Source organism: Streptomyces sp. TOM-9 (genome assembly GCF_056858595.1).
In genome coordinates, this window is record NZ_JBXEQB010000001.1 from 107,427 (window position 1) to 122,560 (window position 15,134).

Genomic DNA, 15,134 nt, shown 5'->3' on the forward strand with positions numbered 1-15,134 from the left:
ACCGAGCCCGGGCGGCACAACCAAAGAGCAGACCGGTCTCAACTGGTGGAGCAGACCGGTCGAGGACAGGGATTCATCATGACCACCGATCTCATTTACTTCGACGCAAGCGAACTCGCCGAGCTGATCCGTACCGGGAAGGTGTCTTCCGCCGAGGTGGTCCAGGCGCACCTCGACCGAATCGAGGCGGTCAATCCGCGGCTCAATGCCATCGTCACGCTCGCCGAGGGTGCGCTGAAGGCCGCGAGGGCGGCGGACGAGGAGCTCGCGGCGGGCGGGGACGTGGGGCCGCTGCACGGTGTGCCCTTCACGTCCAAGGACTCCTTCGACACCGCCGGAGTGCTCACCCAGCGCGGTTCGCCGATCTTCGCCGGGCGCATCCCGGACACGGATGCCACCGCGGTGGCGCGCATGAAGCGGGCCGGGGCGATCCTCCTGGCGAAGACCAATCTCCCGGAGTTCTCGTACTGGGTGGAGTCCGACAACCTCCTGACGGGCAGGACGAACAACCCCTGGGACCTCGACCGCTCGTCCGGCGGTTCCAGCGGCGGGGAGTCCGCGGCGATCGCGGCGGGGATGTCGCCGCTGGGACTCGCGACCGACCTGTCCATCTCGGTGCGCGGGCCGGCGGCCGACACCGGCGTCGTGTCCTTCAAGCCCACGCACGGGCGTATCCCGATGACGGGGATCTGGCCGCGCGAGCCGCGCCGTGACTGGCACGTCGGTCCCATGGCCCGCAGCATCCGCGACCTCGCGCTCGCGTACGGGCTGCTGGCCGGCCCCGACGGCGCCGACGGCTTTGCCACCGCCCCCCGCGAGTTCGACGCCGGCCTGGGCACCTGGCCGGACCGGCCCGTGCGCGTGGGCTGGCTGGTCGACTCCGGACTCGGTCCGACCGACACGGAGGTCGCGGCAACGGTGCGGGCGGCCGCCGACGCCCTGCAGAGTGCCGGAGTACCGGTCGACGCCGTCAACATCCCGGCCCTTGAGCGGGACAACCCTCTCGAACTGTTCAACCTGCAGCACGTCATGGAGGTCAAGCCCGCCTTCCACCAGGTCACCGAAGGTCACGAAGAGCAGATGTTCACCTACTCCAAGACGCTGGCCGGCATGCCCGACACGTCCGTGGAGGACTACGTCCGGGCCGAACAGGGCATCGAGCGGCTCCGGGACGGTTTCGCGGAGTACTTCCACCACTACGACATCCTGCTGCTCCCGGTGACCACGATCCCCGCACACCAGCACCAGCTCGGGCAGTTCACCCTCGACGGCCAGACCGTCGGCCCCTTCCACGTGTCGTCGACGACCGTCCCGTTCAACCTGACGGGACTGCCGGCCCTGTCCATGCGGTTCGGCACCAGCGGCGACGGCATGCCGATCGGCGTCCAGCTGGCGGCCACCTGGCACGCGGAATCGACGATCCTGCACATCGCCTCGCTGCTGGAGACACTCAGCCCGGTGCGCGGCCAGCACCCCGCCCTCTGACAACCGCGAGGGGCCCCACCGCAAGAAGTGCTGCGGCGCCGACTGGAGCATAAAGCCGCCGCGTACCAGTGACCGGTCCCCTTGCCGGACAGGCGTGCGCACAGGTCTGCGGTGGCACCGGGGGCCACCATGGCGGTCCGTACTGCCGGCCCCGGTGACCGGGCCGCCCGCGGGGGCCGCCTTGTCGCAGGCGACGTGCAGCCTGCCCGGCCACCGAGGCCGCATCGGCCGCCTCCGCCACATCGGGCTCCACGGTCACATCCCGGGGACGACGGCGGCCTCGCGCCCGGCGGCAAAAGCCATAGGCTTGCGTTAAGCAAGTCTGGAGGTGTGCCATGCCGGGACCCCGCCGCGGAACCGCCGATGGACCATGCCCGATCGGACGGGCCGCCGACATCCTGGGCGACCGGTGGACGTTGCTGATCATGCGCAACGCCACCATCGGGATGACGCGCTTCGACGAGTTCAAGGCCGAACTGGACATCGCCGACAACGTCCTGTCCAGCCGTCTGCGGCAGCTCGTCGAAACGGGGCTGCTCACACGCGCCCCTTACCGGCCCGAGGGCGGCGGCCGGACCCGCCAGGAGTACCGGCTGACGCAGGCGGGTGAGGACCTGCTCCCCGTCCTGCACGCCATGATGGTGTGGGGGAACAGCCACAGCGAGCCCGCGTCACCGACCCAGCCGATGCGTCTCGTGCACAGCGCCTGCGGGCAGTCGTTCGAACCCGGCCGCCGCTGCCCACACTGCCGCAAGCCGGTGCCGCGCTCCGAGACCGCCTGGGTCAGGCCCTGGCAGGGCGACCCCGCCCAGGTCCTGGGCGCCGCCGGAACCCCGTGAACCACCCCCGCAATGCCCGAAATGCTGGCTTTTGTTGAGAGAGTTCGTCCTGCGTCCTAGACTGGCTCCTACAAGGCAAGCCAGAAGGGAGCCGTCATGGCCCACCACACCACGACGACGCACCCGACAATCCGCGCACTCCCCCGCTCCGTCACCCGACTGGAGATCCCGGCCGGAACGAACTACAAACAGTTCCGGGCCCGCTTCGAGCAGGCCGTCCCGCCGCTGGACTACCGGCGCACCTTCGAGCTCGTCACCGAGCGGGCTTCGTGGAGCGCCGTACGCAAGCTCGCCGACGAGAACGCGCCACTGGGGTTCATGATCTACTGGAAGTTCGACGCCCAGCCGCTGTTCGGCGTCGCCGGCGACCAGGCCCGCTGCACCGAGTACCTGATGGGCAATCACACCATCGCCGAGCGCATGTACCGGCACGATGCCGGGGCCCTGATGTACGCACCCCTGCGCACCACGATCCACGAATCCCCCACGGGCGAGGCGATGTTCGCCATCGACCGTCCCAGCGACACGGTGAGCGCCCTCGGCCGGCCCGAAATCACCGAAGTGGGGCGCGAGCTGGACCGCAAGGTCGGCGCGCTGCTCGCCCACCTCGGCGTCCCCGTGCCCGACAAACTGACCTGACCGGCCGGCGAGGCCCCTGAACATCCGGACCGCCGGACCGGTGGCCGACGTCGGCACGCTCGCGGCGCCGGCGAACGGGTTGGTCAGCACCACACACCACCGGGACCGCGCGCTCGTGGGGCCCGCGGCCTCACCCCGGATCCGGCCGAGGACGTGGACCACGCCACACGTCGCGCGATGTCAGCGCGTGGTCTGGAGGTACTTCAGGACGGCGAGCACGCGACGGTGGTCGTTCGGCGACTGGTGCAGGGACAGTTTCTGCAGGATCTGCCGGACGTGGGCTTCCAGTGTCTTGGGGCTCATCGAGAGGTTCCCGGCGATGGCGGCGTTCGAGCGCCCCTCGGCCATGAGTGCCAGCACCTGGAGTTCGCGTGCGGTGAGACTCGTGAGGGGGCTGGGGTCGCGTGGCCTGCGCATCAGCGTGGTCACGATCGTGGGATCGATGACGCATTCGCCCTCGATGACGCGGCGCAGCGCGTCGACGAGCAGGGCGACGTCCGATACGCGTTCCTTGAGGAGATAGCCGAGGTGATCGGGCGCGTTGCTGATCAGCCGCATGGCGTAGTGGGTTTCGAGGTATTGCGACAGGAGGAGTACGCCCATGGCGGGATGCGTGGATCGCAGTCGGTGAGCCGCGAGGAGGCCCTCGTCGGTATAGGTCGGCGGCATCTTGATGTCCATGATCACCGCATCGGCGACAACGAAGTCCAGCTCGCGCATCAGTGTGGTGGTGTTGTCGGCGGTGGCCACCACCTGACAGCCGGCCTCTGCGAGCAGTCGCGTCAGGCCTTCGCGGATCAGCATCGAGTCGTCTGCGATCACGATCTTCACCGGACGTCCCCCTGTTCCCGATCTCCGTAGTGCTGCATCCCCGTGGCCGGGATCCTGGCCACGAGCTGTGTCCCGCCTGTGGCACCGCCGCCGATGGTGATGCTGCCGCCCAGGGCTTCGACACGGTCGGCGATCCCGCGCAGGCCCGAGCCGTCGGGGTCGGCACCGCCGCGGCCGTCGTCGGTCACACGCACCACGACGTTGTCCGCTTGCGCGACGACCTCGACGCTCGAGGATGTGGCTGCCGCGTGCTTGGCGATGTTCGTCAGTGCTTCGGCGCAGAGGAAGTACGCCGCGGCCTCGACCGGGGGCGGTAGCCGGCCGACGCCGACCACCACCTTGACCTCCACCCCGGACCGGACGGCAAGCAGCGGCAGGGAGGCGTGAAGTCCGCCCGCGGTGAGGCTGTGCGGCCGCACCCCTTGGGCGAACTCCGCGAGTTCGTACCGAGCTGCGGTCACTTCGCTCAGCACCTGCGGCAGCATGGCTCGCAGTTCGTCGTCCGCTTCGGCCTGAAGGGCGGCGAGATGGTGCGCCGCCTGGGTCAGGTGCTGCTGTGCGCCGGCTGCCAGCTCCGCTTCCAGGGCCCGTCGCTGGGCGTCCGCCGCCTCCACGACGCGGCGGCGGGAAGCGGCGAGCTCGGCAACGCGGGCGCGGACCTCGGCCCTCATCCGCGCGTTGGCGACGGCCAGGCGCAGCGCCGCGGTCGCCCCGGCGACCAGCTTCTCGTCGTCGAGTACCGCGGGGTCGTGAATGAGGATGGCGACGGGCTCCCCGTCGTCCTCGACAGCCGACGTCACCCGCCCGGCGGCGCGGCGTTCGACGTCCAGCGGCCGGCCGGCCTCGTCGACGTATGCCTGCTGCTGCGGCATCCAGTAGCCCAGCGTCAGGCCGGGGTCGCCCAGCGTCCTGGCCAGCTGGGCCTGGAGTCCCGAGGTGTCCGTACGCCGGCCCAGTTGCGTGACGAGGTCGGATACGGTGGCCTCGCTCCAGCGCCCGTGGAGCAGATCCACCGTCAGCCAGAGCACCACCACGGCGACGGCCGCGTCGTAGGTCAGCAGGACGGCGCGGTCCGCACCCCATTGCAGGGCCACGTTGGCGCTGCCCAGGGCGAGGACGCCGGCGAAGACCAGTGCGGCAGCCAGCGCCGGCCGCCCTGCCCTGCGGGTGGGTCCCGAGGTGCGGGCGAAGACGTCGAGGGCGGCCACGACGACGAGGGCCGACAGTCCGGCAGTCAGCCACGGGGTCTGCGTGTAGCCCTCGTAGACGGCCACGGCGTAGGCGGCGATGACGACCGCGGTGGTGGCCGGCCGCCGATGCAGTCGTCCCGTCGGATAGGACAGGTGGAGATGGATGAGCGGTCCGCGGTGGAGGAACACCAGGGCGGCAAAGGCGTTGCCCAGGAACCAACAGGCCCCGGCCACGGCCATGAGCAGGCCGGCACGGCTGTGGCGTCGGCCCGCCCAGGCCACCGTGCCGGAGGTGAGCAGAATCGTGCCGACCGCGACGTCGGCCGCCGTCAGGATCCGGTCGGGCATGGCGAGCTCACCCCGCCAGTGCCAGCAGTGAGGTGCCCGACAGCTGGTCCTTGGCGATGAACCCGCGGGCGGCGCAGCGGCGGAGCCGGTCCGCGTAGGTCGTGGCGTCACGGCTGGAGGTGAGGACGACCGCGGGCGGAGTGCGTGCGTGGGCGGTCAGGCGTGCGCAGACTTCGAAGCCGTCGAGGTCGGGCAGCACGATGTCCAGCAGCACGATCCGGGGGGCCAGTTGCTCGGCTGCGAGCACGGCCGACGCGCCGTCCGAGGCTTCCCCGACCACGTCGAATCCCTCCGCCTCCAGCAGTGCTCTGGCGAAGGTACGGAAGCCTGCGTGGTCGTCCACGATCAGCAGCGTTGGGCCCACAGCCCGATGGTGGCAGCACCGGCGGCGGTCGCGCATCAGGGCTGTCCCCGACGCGCGGCCGCCGTCACAGCCGGTCTTGTTCAGCTCGCCGATGAGGTCCTGGTCCAGGGCTGTTTGGAGCCGCCGAAGGTGACGGCGTAGCCGCCGCAGTCGGTGCAGCCGCCGAAGTCGAAGTTGTCGAAGGTCAGTTGGTCGCCGGTCAGGCGGAAGGTGGCGTTGAACGTGAAGGACCCTGCAAGATGGATCCGGTCGCGGAACGTCTGGTAGGGCCACCGTTCCACCTCGCCGTCCGGGTCGGTCTTGGTGACGATGCCGCTGTCGAAGGTCAGTGTCCAGGTGCCCGCCGGCGGGTGCTCGGTCCAGTTCTCGTCTCCTGGCCAGTGCCGCCAGTCGCCCTCGGTCATGGTGCGCGTCCAGCGTCCTTCCAGGGGGCCGGCGGTGGTCGACTTGGCTGGGCATGAGGCGGTGTCCGGTCCGACGCCGGTCGTCTCCTTGAGGTACTGGATCTGCTCGAGCCAGTCGGCCGTCTGCTTGTTCTTGCGCAGTCTGGCGTAGACCGGTGCCACGGCCGACTCCATGGCCTTCAGGTCCGCGGCCGATGCCGACGGGAGCTTCATCCCCAGCCTGCACAGGGTGGGCGCGGATTCCCGGTCCTCGGCCCGGGAGACGTCCACGGCCTGCGTGATCGTCTGCTGGAGCGCGCTGTCGAGGACGTGCCGCTGTCGTGCGGAGAGCCTGTCATGGGCCGCCTTGCCCATGACGATGACGAGCGGGCGTGGCCAGAGGTTGATGTTGCCGGTCACGTACCCGGCATCGCGGTCGTGGTGCCGGCTGACGACCGCGCCCAGCTGCATTTGGATGCCGCCGTAGCCGCTGAGGTCCACGTCGGCGGGTGCCAGGACCGGAGTGGCTCCCCACGCCTTGAGGCTCTGGTCCATCAGGGCCGAGTCCTGGCTGACGATCCTCTCACCGTTGAGGGCATCGGGGTTCATCAGGGGATCGCGGGTACCGACCAGGCGCGTCAAAGGCCCCGGTAGCACGCCGATGCCGACCACACCGGCCTTCTGCGCTCCGGCGAGCATCTTCGCCGGAATGCCGGCCTGGAACACCTTCGCCTCCAGCTCGTAGCTGTCCACCAGCATGGGGGCCAGCAGCGCCTGGAAGTCCGTGATCCCGACCCGGTCGAACACCCGGGCTCCCACCCATGCCATGTCCGCCTTGCCCTTGCGGATGTCGTCCAGCGTCGGCACCTCGGGCCGGGCTTCCCCCTCGCGCCACTCGTCCCGAAATTCGATCTTGAGCGTCCCGTTGGACAGACGATCAACCTGCTTGGCCCAGGCCACCAGTTGCGGCGGCTCAATGGCCCCGCCCGCGTTGGCGAGGGTGAGCACGGTGGCATCGGCGCCGGCATGGCCTCCGGCCCGATCGGGCGAGGAGGACGAGCAGCCCGCCGAGACCATCAGGGCTCCCACAACTGCCGCTGCAGCGGCCCACGTTCCTGGTTTCTGTCGCCTCACCGGGGCACCTCCCACATTGGATGCCCACGACGCTAGGAACGCCTCCGTACCCGGACATCGGGGCTGTCCCCGCACCACACCAGGCAAGAATCAGGGACAGCCCTGTTCCGGAGCAAGGCCGCACACGGGACCATCGTGCGCAGACCAGCACATCGCCTGCCGGGGGGCCGCCGATGCCCACACGTCTGCTGCTTCTCGGGCTGGGAGCCGCACTCAGTCTCGTCACCGTGGCGCTCGCCCGATCGGAGCCGGGCTTCTCGCCGGCGCTCATGACACCGCACGGCCTCATCGCCTTGCTGGGGGCGGGCTGGGCGCTGCTGATCGGCGCCCTCGCCCTTGGCTGGTGGGCTCCCGGCAAACGCTGCGGGCTGCTGCTGTTCCTCGTGGCGTACGCCTGGTTCCTGTCGGAGTGGGACACTCCGGGGACGACTTCATCGGTCGCGTTCACCCTCGGTCTCGCCCTGTACACCGCCTGCCCGGCGGCGGTGGCGCACCTGGCGCTGGCCTACCCCGCCGGCCGGCTGGGGTCATGGCCCGCGCGCGCGGTCACGGCTGCAGGGTACGCGATCACCGTCGGCGTGCAAGGGGCGGGCACGGCTGCGTACTTCCGCCCCCGGGCCCAAGGCTGCGCGCAGTGCCCACGCAATTGGTGGGCCGTTGCCGACGATCCGGCCCGTGTGCAGGGCATCGCATCGCTGGGCGTGCGGGCGGGCACGGTGTGGCTGCTGACGCTCGTCGTCCTCCTCGCCTGGCGCCTGGTCACATCGAGCCCGGCCCGACGGCGGTCCACGGGCGTCCCGACGCTGTGCGCCCTCGGCTACTTCGCGGCCGTGGCCCTCTCGTACATCCGGAGCCTGGACCGCGGGTTCCTCGGCTTCGACGCAGACGACGTCCGGCTGTGGCAGGCCCAAGCCGGGGCACTGTTCCTGCTGGCGGCCGCCGTGATCGCGGAGCCGGTCCGCGCCCGGCTGAGGCAGCGCGAGCTGACCCGCCTGGTGATCGACATGGACGGTACTTCCGCTCCGGGCGGGCTGCGCGACGCGATCGCCAGGCGCCTCGGCGACCCGGACCTGCAGATCGCCTACCCGGTCGATGCGGGCCACCGCCAAGTTGACGCAACCGCCAGGGCGCTCTCTCTGCCTCCGCGCGACGGCAGGGCCACCACCAGGCTTCGCCGCGGCGGCTCGGACATCGCCACCCTGATCCACCGACCTGGGTTGCTGGACAACCCCGGTATGGTCGACGACCTGCTGTCCGCCGTCCATCTGGCGCTGGAGAACGAGCGCCTGAACGCCGAGATCCTTGCCCAACTCGCCGATCTGCGTGACTCGGGCGCCCGCATCGTCACCGCGGGCGACGAGGAGCGCCGGCGTCTGGAACGCGACCTGCACGACGGCGCCCAGCAGCGCCTGGTCGGCCTGGCCTTGGGACTGCGGCTGCTGCGCATGCGCACGCGGGCCGTCACACCCCACCTGGACCAGGCCGAGGCGGAACTCGAACAGGCCATCTTGGGGCTCAGACGGCTGGCGCACGGTATCTACCCGGTGCTGTTGAAAGAAGCCGGCCTCGCCGTCGCACTGGACGCGCTCGGCCAGACCCGGGACCTTCACGTCGGAGATGTCCCACACACGCGCTTCCCCGACGTCGTGGAATCCACGGTCTACCTGATAGTGGACAAAGTGAGCGAGAACCGGACGACGAGGGTCCGCGCCGACGGGTGCGACGGGTGCGACGGGTGCGACGGGTGCGACGGGTGCGACGGGCAACTGATCGCATCCATCGTGGTGGAAGGCGAGATGCCAGACCTCGCCGACCTGGCCGACCGGGTCACCACGCTCGAAGGCGTGCTCACCATCCGCACCGAGGGGGGCAGGAATGAGGTAACCCTGAAGCTTCCACTGCGCGGTACGGGCCACATCGCCGTCGCCGATCCCCAGCACTCGACACGGGGCTGATCAACCGTCACGGCCCGTGGAAGACCGCGGCCGCACCGCCGCCCCGAGGCGGCCCCAGCACCTACGCAGCAAGCCGCCAAGGGCGGCATGGAGAGGGACCTTCGTCAAGGTGGAGGTCCCCGTCAGGCTCACTGTCAATGAACTCACAACGTGTCACGATCGGGGGACGAAATGGGGCAGTTGGAGGCCTTGGAGCCACAGCGGATAGGAAGCATCTTTCGTTCGTTCGAGCCGACCGATTTCCGCCCGGTGATGCGTTGGATACGCAGGCTGCCGCGGTCACGACGGCCGGCCGCACGCACGTTGATCCGCCTTCTGTACTTTCCCCTGACGGCCAAGACGAAGATCTTGCTGATCAGCGGGGCTTTCGCTGTCACGCTGCTGGGCTTGGCGCAAGCCGGTGGAGTGCTGGGGCCGCCGTCCGGCACGGACAGGCGGTGGGCCCTGAGTTACCTTGGCTCCGACGCCACCGACCTCAGTGGTGTGAGCCTGTCGTTGCTTCAGGACGTGGCCGGCCTGGTCATACTGGCGATCATCTTCATCACGCCGGTCTTCTGTTGCCAGCAGGTACAGGCGATCGCCGAGTTCGTGCAGATGAACGAACGCAACGGTGGTGCGGCACGGCTGCTCGACGAGCGCTCGGTCCGCCGGCTCAACGACTTGGTCCGCAAGACCAACAAGTGGTTCCGGGTACTGGGCCGCAAGCGGGTCTCCGCGCCCATCATGCTGGCCATGGCCATCGGCACCGTATCGCTGTACGCCTTCGTGGACACCCACGGGCTCATGGAGACGTGGAACCCGACCGCACTGCCCGATCGCGTCTGGCGCTCGAGCGTGTACGACGCCTGGTGGGCCAACTGGCACACGCACCCCGAGATGGCCGTCGCCCTGTGCGTGGCCGGCACCTACGCCTTCTACTTCCTTTCCAAGCAGCTGGTGATGGGCGTCGTGTTCACCAGCTACCTGTACCGGTCCTGGATCCTGGGATTCGGGGTGACGCCGAACACGGAGTACAACAGCGACGGCTTCCAGGGGCTGCGCCCGTTGCGCCGGTTCATGCTGTGGACCTACGGCTCCGCCCTCGCCCATCTGATCGGTCTGCTGATCCTCTTCACCGTCTGGCTGCCGGCAACCCCCTGGATGGTGTTCCTCATCCTGGCGGTGATGATCGTGGACATGGCCGTGATCGTCTACCCCTCCTCGATCGGCTACCACTCGGCGCTGGCAGCCAAGCAGGCCTACGTGCAGTCCCTGCACGAACACCACGGCTCCGAGGAGAACGTCGACGAGGCGGTGGCAAAGGTCTGGTCCCAGCCGGTACTCCCGGTGACGACGCGGAAAGCCATGACCGGCATCGCGCTCTACCTGTTCGCCCCCGCAGTACCCGCCCTGTTCGCAGTCCTGTTCCATTAGCGCCGCGCACGTCCACACGGTTCGGGACGGCTACGGTGTCCCTTCCACCCGCGCCACTTGATGGGGATTCTTGAGATTCGGGAGTCCCCAGCACCCCTGCCGTCAACGAGGGCGAGCGCGTCACTGCCTGGCATGTGAAGCACCTCCGTTCCGTCCCACCGATCGGCTGAGCCCGCGCTCTCCCCCCATGGCCGGCCTGGCGGGCGGATCCATCAAAAGGTGCTGTTCGCGATCCTGGGCTTTCAGCGGGGGCAGCACCTCGCCTGCCGACTGGGGATCGTCGGAGGCGTCGGGGCCGAATGCGCCGCACGTAAGGGGCCCATGTGACGCCAGGGGTCAGCGCTCACGATCGCATCCAGCCCTGGGAAGGTGTGCCTCAACGGGACGTATCCCCTGCGACCTGCGGAAACTCGAAGGATCACCGTCCGGTGAGACACTTTTCGATCAAGGAAATACCTTTGGCAATTGTTAAGTGTGCAAGTATTGCTTGCGTCAAAGTTAAATGACGGGTATCTTTCCGGTGTGGGTTGGAGCCGGCAGTAATCGGCTGACCCTCTTGCCCGATCGCATGCCCGTTGTGGCAGCCGGGCTGTACGCGCCGCTGTGCCGGCGCCGTCACATCAATGAACACGTGGCGCGTCGAGTGCTGCCCTTTCGCCATTCAAGAATCAGTATCTGGAGGACGTCCCGCATGGACTTGAAGCTCGAAATGATCGTGCTCCCCGTCTCCGGCATCGACCGGGCCAAGGACTTCTACGAGAAGGTCGGCTTCCGTCTGGAAGCGAGCAAGCGGCTCCCCGGCCGCTGACGTCGCCCCGTCCGGCCCTCCACCCGGTGCCGGACCGGGCCCTGCGGTCAGCCGCCGCTCCCCCTGCTGCCTCCGGCGCACCACCACCGGCACACACTCCCCGACGGTCGCCACGGGAGTCCGTCGGCGGGCGGCCCGCCTCCCCCTTTCGCTGCACGCGACCGTGAGCGCGCGTGTCGGCAGTCATCCGGGCCCTGCCATTCCCGACCCGATTCCCCCCGCACCCGTACGGAGCAGTGATGGACGAGACCACCCGCACTTACGACGTGATCGTCATCGGCGCAGGGCCGGTGGGCGAGAACGTGGCCGAACGCGCTCGTGCCGCCGGGTTGAGCACCGTGATCGTGGAGCGTGAACTGCTGGGCGGCGAGTGCTCGTTCTGGGCCTGCGACCCCAGCAAGGCGCTGCTGCGCCCGGTGGTGGTGCAGGCTGACGCGCGCCGGGTCCCGGGGCTTGGCCGGGCGGTCGCCGGGCCACTGGACTCCGGGGCGGTCCTGGCTCACCGCGACAAGATGGCCTCCTACTGGAAGGACGAGGACCAGGTCCGCTGGCTGGAGTCGGTCGGCGTCGATCTGATCCGCGGCCATGGCTGGCTCGACGGCCCCCGAACGGTCCGCGTCGAGACCGCCGACAGGGACACGGTCACGCTCTCGGCGCGGCATGCCGTGGCCGTGGCCACCGGCACCCATGCGGCTGTGCCCGCGGTTCCCGGCCTGGACACCGTCCGTGCGTGGACCAGCCGTGAGGCAACCAGTGCCGGCGAGGTCCCCGAACGCCTGGCCATCGTCGGCGGCGGCGTGGTGGCCGTCGAGATGGCCACGGCCTGGCAGGCGCTCGGCTCCGAGGTGACCTTGCTGGTCCGCGAGGACGGGCTGCTGCAGCGGATGGAATCCTTCGCCGGCCGGCTGGTGGCGGACGGCCTGCGTGAGGCGGGCGTCGACGTCCGGTTCCAGACCTCGGTGGCCCGCCTGGCGCGTGAGAACGGCGAGGTCCAGATCGGCCTTGCCGGCGGCGGGCACCTGGTGGCGGACGAGATCCTGTTCGCCACCGGCCGGGCCCCCAACACCTGGGACCTGGGGCTGGAGACGATCGGTCTCACCCCGGGCGACTGGCTGAAGGTGGACGACACCTTCCGCGTGACCGGCGTCGCCGACGGCTGGTTGTACGCCGTCGGCGACGTCAACCACCGCGCCCTGCTGACCCACCAGGGCAAGTACCAGGCTCGCATCGCCGGCGCCGCCATCGCGGCGCGTGCAGGCGGCGAGGTGGTCGACGACGCCCTGTGGGGTGCGCATGTGGCCACCGCCGACCACATGGCCGTACCGCAGGTGGTCTTCACGCATCCCGAAGTCGCCTCCGTCGGCATGACCACTCACGACGCCGTCGGTTTCGGGCACCGGATCAAGGTGGTCGACTACGACCTGGCGCAGGTGGCGGGCGCCCACCGGTACGCCGAGGGGTACCGCGGTCAGGCCCGCATGCTCGTCGACCTCGACCGTGGCACCGTGGCCGGCGTGACGTTCGCCGGGCCCGGCGTGGCAGAACTGGTGCATTCGGCCACCGTCGCCGTCGCCGGCGAGGTGCCGATCGACCGGCTCTGGCATGCCGTGCCCGCCTTCCCCACGATCAGCGAGATCTGGCTGAGGCTGCTGGAGACTCACCGGGGCCGAGGCGCCAGGGCCGCCGGACGTGGGGGCCCGACGCTTCCGGTGTTCGCCGCCGGACGTTGATTTCACCGCGCATTGCGCTGCCCCGTGCCGTAGAACCCCTCCTGCGGACCTCGTTCCGCTGACCTGTCGCGGGATTCACGCCTTCCCCATGCGCCCTGCCGGGCGACCGCTCGGCAAGGAGCGCGCCGCCGCCCGCATGTCGCGGGTCGCGTGACTGTCATGACGGTGGCCGGCGGTACCGCGTCACGTTACCTAGGAACGACACCACCGCCGCCACGGAATCTAGGTCACGTTCCGGATTACCGCGCTTACAGCCCGCGCCCATGATTGAAGTGCGCCGGAAAACAGGAACGGGCCACAAGGCCTCAGCCGGCCGGCGGGATCGCAAGTCGCTGAAATCCCGGCGAACTTCGTGTCGCCCGCCTTTCCTGCTCATTGATTTTGACCTTTGGGAGACCATCATGTCCGTCACCACCGACCGGCACGCCATCCGTCCGTTCACCGTCCAGTTCTCCGAGGCGGAACTCGCGGACCTGCGGCAGCGCATCCAGGCCACGCGCTTCCCCGAGAAGGAGACCGTCGAGGACCAGTCCCAGGGCACCCAGCTCGACACGGTGCGCAAGCTCGCGGAGTACTGGGCGAAGGAGTACGACTGGCGCAAGGTCGAGGCGAAGCTGAACTCCTACCCGCAGTTCATCACCGAGATCGACGGGCTGGACATTCACTTCATCCACGTCCGCTCCAAGCACGAGGACGCGCTGCCGGTCATCGTCACGCACGGCTGGCCGGGCTCGGTCGTCGAGCAGCTGAAGATCATCGAGCCGCTGACCAACCCCACCGCCCACGGCGGTGACGCCTCCGACGCCTTCCACGTGGTGATCCCCTCGATGCCGGGCTACGGCTTCTCCGGCAAGCCCGCCGCCAAGGGCTGGGGCCCCGAGCGCATCGCCCGCGCCTGGGGTGAGCTGATGGAGCGCCTGGGCTACACCAAGTACGTCGCGCAGGGCGGCGACTGGGGCGCGATCGTCACCGACCTGATGGGTGCGCAGGAGCCGCAGGGCCTGGCCGGCATCCACACCAACATGCCCAAGGTGATTCCGGCCGACATCGACGCCGCGCTCGCCAAGGGCGACCCGCTGCCCGAGGGCCTGTCGCTGTCCGAGGAGGAGCAGGGCGCGGTCGAGCAGCTCGGCTTCGTCTACCGGCACGTGTACTACGCCTACATGATGGGCGACCGCCCGCAGTCCCTGACCGGACTCGCGGACTCCCCGGTCGGCCTGGCCTCTTTCATGCTCGACCACGACGCGAAGAGCCTGGCCCTGATCACCCGGGCTTTCAACGGCGTCGGCGAGGGCCTGTCCCGCGATGACGTCCTGGACAACATCACGCTGTTCTGGCTGACCAACACGGCGATCTCCGCGGCACGTCTGTACGCGGAGAACACCACCTCGTTCTTCGGCATCAACAATGTCAAGCTCCCGGTCGCCGTCAGCGCCTTCCCCGACGAGCTCTACCAGGCCCCCAAGAGCTGGACCGAGCGGGCCTACCCCAACCTCGTCCACTACAACCGGCTCCCCAAGGGCGGTCACTTCGCCGCCTGGGAGCAGCCGGAGCTGTTCGTGAACGAGGTCCGCACGGGCTTCCGCTCGATGCGCTGACCGGTCGGTCGCGCCCTATCGCGTGCACAGACCGTAGCCCGGCGGGGCGGCCGAGCGGCTCGATACCGAGCTGCCCGGCCGCCCCGGGTCGCGCGGCCCCGGGCCGTGGACTGCCCCACCGGCGCCCCGCGGGCGCCGGATACCACGTGCCTGGACCCGATCGCCGTGCCGTGGCCGCCACACCAAGTGAGGGCAGCAGCTCACCCCCTTCTGCCGAGAAGGGATTTGTTGTCAGTTTGGAGAAACACATGTCCTCAGCAACAACGGTGTCCGCTGACACTGCCCGCCTGCCAGCCATCACGGACCACGTCAAGGGCCGGCATCGGGGGAAACCGGCATCCGAACGTCTGCGAGACCTCTGGCCGGCCGGACACGGACGGCACCGCCGCAACGCAACGGCCGTCTCCGCACCAGGAC

11 protein-coding genes and 1 pseudogene are annotated in these 15,134 nt (G+C 69.5%); 8 read left to right on the forward strand and 4 right to left on the reverse strand.

Annotated elements, in window-relative coordinates:
- The first annotated feature begins 78 nt into the window (after window positions 1-78).
- From AC1VWI_RS00515 to AC1VWI_RS00525, 3 genes are all read left to right on the forward strand, one after another.
- A complete protein-coding gene (locus AC1VWI_RS00515) occupies window positions 79-1,485 on the forward strand; it encodes an amidase (protein WP_499508855.1) in 1,407 nt (468 codons plus the stop codon).
- A gap of 335 nt (window positions 1,486-1,820) precedes the next feature.
- Complete coding sequence (locus AC1VWI_RS00520; RefSeq protein WP_499508856.1) at window positions 1,821-2,324, forward strand: winged helix-turn-helix transcriptional regulator; 504 nt, start codon at window positions 1,821-1,823, stop codon at window positions 2,322-2,324.
- A 96-nt stretch (window positions 2,325-2,420) separates the two neighbouring features.
- The gene (locus AC1VWI_RS00525; RefSeq protein WP_499508857.1) at window positions 2,421-2,963 is read left to right on the forward strand and encodes a DUF302 domain-containing protein; all 543 of its coding nucleotides are present in this window, start codon (window positions 2,421-2,423) and stop codon (window positions 2,961-2,963) included.
- 180 nt (window positions 2,964-3,143) lie between these two features.
- Here AC1VWI_RS00525 and AC1VWI_RS00530 read toward each other — a convergent pair whose 3' ends face one another.
- From AC1VWI_RS00530 to AC1VWI_RS00545, 4 genes are all read right to left on the reverse strand, one after another.
- On the reverse strand, window positions 3,144-3,794 hold the full coding sequence (locus AC1VWI_RS00530) for a LuxR C-terminal-related transcriptional regulator (RefSeq protein ID WP_499508858.1): 651 nt from the start codon (window positions 3,792-3,794) through the stop codon (window positions 3,144-3,146).
- A complete protein-coding gene (locus AC1VWI_RS00535; RefSeq protein ID WP_499508859.1) occupies window positions 3,791-5,332 on the reverse strand; it encodes a sensor histidine kinase in 1,542 nt (513 codons plus the stop codon). Before AC1VWI_RS00535 ends, AC1VWI_RS00530 begins: the two co-directional genes overlap by 4 nt.
- Before the next feature lie 7 nt (window positions 5,333-5,339).
- The gene (locus tag AC1VWI_RS00540) at window positions 5,340-5,675 is read right to left on the reverse strand and encodes a response regulator (protein ID WP_499508860.1); all 336 of its coding nucleotides are present in this window, start codon (window positions 5,673-5,675) and stop codon (window positions 5,340-5,342) included.
- 101 nt (window positions 5,676-5,776) lie between these two features.
- Window positions 5,777-7,156 carry a TRAP transporter substrate-binding protein gene (locus tag AC1VWI_RS00545; protein WP_499508861.1) on the reverse strand — a complete coding sequence of 460 codons (1,380 nt, stop codon included), beginning with the start codon at window positions 7,154-7,156 and terminating at the stop codon, window positions 5,777-5,779.
- Between the two features lie 230 nt (window positions 7,157-7,386).
- Between AC1VWI_RS00545 and AC1VWI_RS00550 the strand changes: the two genes are divergently transcribed.
- The 5 genes and pseudogenes from AC1VWI_RS00550 to AC1VWI_RS00570 all read left to right on the forward strand — a co-directional run bounded on the left by AC1VWI_RS00550 (window position 7,387) and on the right by AC1VWI_RS00570 (window position 14,717).
- Window positions 7,387-9,168, forward strand: coding sequence for a histidine kinase (locus tag AC1VWI_RS00550; protein ID WP_499508862.1), 1,782 nt, complete (start codon window positions 7,387-7,389; stop codon window positions 9,166-9,168).
- A 171-nt stretch (window positions 9,169-9,339) separates the two neighbouring features.
- Window positions 9,340-10,581 carry a hypothetical protein gene (locus AC1VWI_RS00555; protein WP_499508863.1) on the forward strand — a complete coding sequence of 414 codons (1,242 nt, stop codon included), beginning with the start codon at window positions 9,340-9,342 and terminating at the stop codon, window positions 10,579-10,581.
- A 691-nt stretch (window positions 10,582-11,272) separates the two neighbouring features.
- Window positions 11,273-11,365 (forward strand): annotated as a pseudogene (locus AC1VWI_RS00560) (VOC family protein); the annotation flags it as partial.
- A gap of 263 nt (window positions 11,366-11,628) precedes the next feature.
- Window positions 11,629-13,119, forward strand: coding sequence for a dihydrolipoyl dehydrogenase family protein (locus AC1VWI_RS00565; protein ID WP_499508864.1), 1,491 nt, complete (start codon window positions 11,629-11,631; stop codon window positions 13,117-13,119).
- 401 nt (window positions 13,120-13,520) lie between these two features.
- Window positions 13,521-14,717: an epoxide hydrolase family protein gene (locus AC1VWI_RS00570; protein WP_499508865.1), complete on the forward strand. Its 1,197-nt coding sequence runs from the start codon at window positions 13,521-13,523 to the stop codon at window positions 14,715-14,717.
- The last annotated feature ends 417 nt before the right edge of the window (window positions 14,718-15,134 follow it).